4 protein-coding genes are annotated in these 3,590 nt (G+C 42.6%); all 4 read right to left on the bottom strand.

Going from position 1 to position 3,590, the window contains the following annotated elements:
* On the bottom strand, positions 1-696 hold a 696-nt coding region (locus tag A3766_RS15380; RefSeq protein WP_156508921.1), incomplete at its 3' end, for a hypothetical protein.
* 55 nt (positions 697-751) lie between these two features.
* Entirely contained in the window at positions 752-1,486 is a 735-nt protein-coding gene (locus A3766_RS15375) for a hypothetical protein (RefSeq protein ID WP_068513993.1), read from the bottom strand.
* Positions 1,487-3,016, bottom strand: a complete 1,530-nt coding sequence (locus A3766_RS15370) for an XrtA system polysaccharide chain length determinant (protein WP_068634368.1) — start codon at positions 3,014-3,016, stop codon at positions 1,487-1,489.
* A gap of 6 nt (positions 3,017-3,022) precedes the next feature.
* Positions 3,023-3,590, bottom strand: a 568-nt coding sequence (locus tag A3766_RS15365; RefSeq protein WP_197479588.1) for an XrtA/PEP-CTERM system exopolysaccharide export protein, incomplete at its 5' end; no start/stop codon positions are given.

The following is a 3,590-nucleotide window of genomic DNA, read 5'->3' as shown; positions in this document are numbered from 1 at the left end:
ATAAAAATTTGATTCAGTTTCTGCACTCTCTTCAGGCACTAACTGCGTGCGCCCTGCACTTAAACTAACACTGCCATCAACAAATTGACGAAAAAAACCTACACCCAGCTGAATACGGTCATACTTTTCAGTACCGTCAGCATCCAACATTACTTCATATTGCCCGGTTAAGTTCACACCGGTAATCGAGTTAATTTGGTGAGCAATGGCCGCGGAAAAATCAGCACGCTGCGTATCTGAGGTATTACTTTGAGAATTTTCTACGATTGTATAGCTGCCTTCTCCTGTTAAATATGTAGTTGGAGACACTACATAGGTAATGCTCGGGCCACTGGAAAGAGTATCCCTATGCCCTAGGTTGCCCGGCCTTGCTTGCTCTAGCGGGTCATCAAGAGTCTGGCTACGCGTAAAAGACGTCTGCCAACTTAAGAAATCCTCAATTAGATCAAAGTTTAATAATCCCAACCCTGTACTCAAGGTCGTTTCACCCTCGTAACTACCGCTATAGTAGTGGTCTTTTTCTAGAGTAAAGTTAGCATTGGTTTGAAACGTTTTTCTTTCTTCTACTACACCAGCAGAGAGGGAGAGGGTATGAACGGTATCTTGATCTTTTACGTCACTTGCAAGGCCTATGTTATCTGTGTACTCAACACTATTCGATAACACTGCAGTATACTCGGCTGCCAATACGGGCAAAGAAAGGCCAAGTAAGCATATAAACCTGAGAAGTGAGCACCGATTCATCATAAGTTTAATTATTGTAAACCAGGCCAGCTAGCTTATCTTTTCCAACCACATCAATTGCAGCTTCTACCTGCTCCTGAGTAGCTCGACCATGAGGAACCACTAACACAACCATATCTGCGATTTCGGTCAATATTCTTGCCTCTGACGATTCTGTGACTGGCGGGGCATCAATAAAAATATAGCGATCACTGTATCGTGAACGAATTTCATCAATAAAATGCTGCATCTTATCGGATGAAAAGTACTCTGCAGCACCCTCACTATTATCGCCAATCGGCACAACCCGCAAACGCGGAACACCCGTCGCATAAACGACATCTTTGACATCAAAGCTTGCATGACTTAAATAGTCAGTAATACCAACGCTCGCATCCCCAATAATCAACTGTTCCAAGCTTGGCGCGTATAGGTTTGCATCAATTAACATACTGGTTTTGGCTTTATCCAAAGCAAAAACGCTCGCAAGATTCATCGCGACATAGCTCGCGCCACCTTGATGACAGATAGAAGTCACCATACATACAAAATTCTTTTTATTATTCTTTTTCATTAGCTGCGTTCGCAGCTCTCTAAATATATTTAGAATTTTAGCGTTGGTTTTCTGACCGCTAATTAGCTTAAGGCGCTCCAATTCCTCAATAGTGAACTGATCCACCTCTCCCATACGCCTAATTTCAGCCCGTTCTTGATCACCCGTTTTAAAACCGGCTACGCCCTGACTTTGAGAAATATCACTCATCTAAACCATCCCCAACTTCGCAGCAAATGCCAAACCTATATATGCAGCCAAAATTACAATAGAAAGCGCGACACAAATGATCATATCAATTCTTACAACGCGCTTTGTAAAAGCGGTCTTAATATGAGGAATGACAGCTAAAGTCGTTACATCAAGCTCATGTAAACGTTCAGGAAAACGAATTCGCTGATCAACAAAAATATATGCAACAGCCAAACCTATAATGACCAACAATCCGACTATTGGCCCCAATAAAACAAAGTGTAAAAAACGCAAGCCAACAGGGTTAAGCGGCGGTAAAGCCGGCTCTTGAATACGATAAGTTACACCCTGCCCCTCAACGTTCAATGTCATTGATAAACGAGCCTTCTCTTTTCTCTCAAGCATATCTTCATAGATACGCTTAGTCACTGTATAGTCTCGAGTAAGCTCTGCCTCTTCCGCTCCTCTTTCTGCAATACGTTTGCGCCGGTCAAACTCTTTATCCATCAAGCCCCGTAACGCACTTAAGCGTTTTTCTTTCGTCTGCTTTCGGGTAATAGCGTTCGACAAGCTACTTCGAAGCTCTTGATATAATGGGTTTAATACTGCTTCCTGCTCGTTACCAGCTCCCGAATTATCATTATCTGAGTTCTTATTCGCATCGGCTTGCCTCATAGCATCACGAATATCTTCGATCTGATAAGTTAAACTTACTACATCAGGGTAATCTTCAGTATAGGTTAACAACAAATTATTACGGCTTGCCTCTAGTGATTTAAGGCGTTCACCATACACGTCTGCTTTATATTTCTGGGAAGAAAACTCGGACTCGTTACTTAATTGCCTTTGAACCGCTACAATGGATGTCTCATCTTCGTCGATACTTATTTTTAGCTCTTCTATTTGCGAGCGAATACGACTAATACTTGAATCCACATCACCGTCACGACCATCAAAATTCTGAGACCTGAAGTTCTTCAAGCGCTCTTCTGCCAGCAATAGTTGATCTTTATACTGCTTTACCTGGTTATCGATAAACAAAAAAGCTTCGCGACTTTCCGTACGCTGCTCATCCGTACTTGCACGAATAAAAACATCTACAACCTCATTTATCACCCTGTAAGCGTCATCAGCCGTTGAATCTGAATAGGCTACTTTAATGTAACCAGCCCCCAGACCTCTAACTTGAACTTTAGAACGCAGACTATTTATCTGCTGCCCCAGCTCCTCTGCAGATTCAAAGCTGTCGATCCCATAAACATTTTCAACCACTGTCTTTAGGATCCGAGGAGACTGGATCATATCTCGTACAACCTTCGTATGGTTCTGGACCTTAGATTGCGCAGCCTGAGTCGCTAAAAGTGGCTTTAGTATATTCTGGTTATCGGCAAAGATTGTGGCGGATGTTTCAAACTTTGAAGGCCAGAAAATCCCAGTCACCAATACTGCAAAGCTCACGACAGTGAACCCAAACAAGCATAAAAACTTTCTCTGCCACAACTCTCGAAAAATGACACCGATATAACGAATTAACAGCGCAAAATCCATATTCGTCTAGAAGCCTCTCTCTGGAACAGTAATAATGTCTTGCGGGTAAAGGGTATAATTGGAATCCAGAATTCCTTTTTCTAATATATCATTCAAATAGATCGGGTAAACTTTTGCTCCTTCAGCTGTCTGACGATACAACTTAGACCCGTCGCCATCTGCAAATACAGTTACACCACCCGCTTCTAACACCACATCTAAAACTGTAATACCTTTACGATAAGGGATCGATCTTTGTTGCTGCACCGCACCGGTTACTCGAATTCGATGAATAAAATCCGCACTCGTTGGATTGGAGACAATCACCGTTACTTTGGGGTTGCGAATATAACTATTGAGTTTATCCTCAATAATCGTTGATAATTCAGCGGTCGATACGCCATCCACTTCGATGTCACCAGCCAAAGGTACAGAGATTTTTCCATCCGGGCGCACCAGAACAGATACTGACAGGTCTGGATTTCTCCAAACATTCACTTGTACAGCATCGCCAACACCTAAGAGGTATTCTTCTACAACCCCTATACTGGTTTCAACAGGCTGCTCCTTCACAACATTCTTAGTCGAGCAGGCA

This window comes from Oleiphilus sp. HI0132 (assembly GCF_001635845.1).
This window is presented reverse-complemented; position numbering and strand designations above follow the sequence as displayed.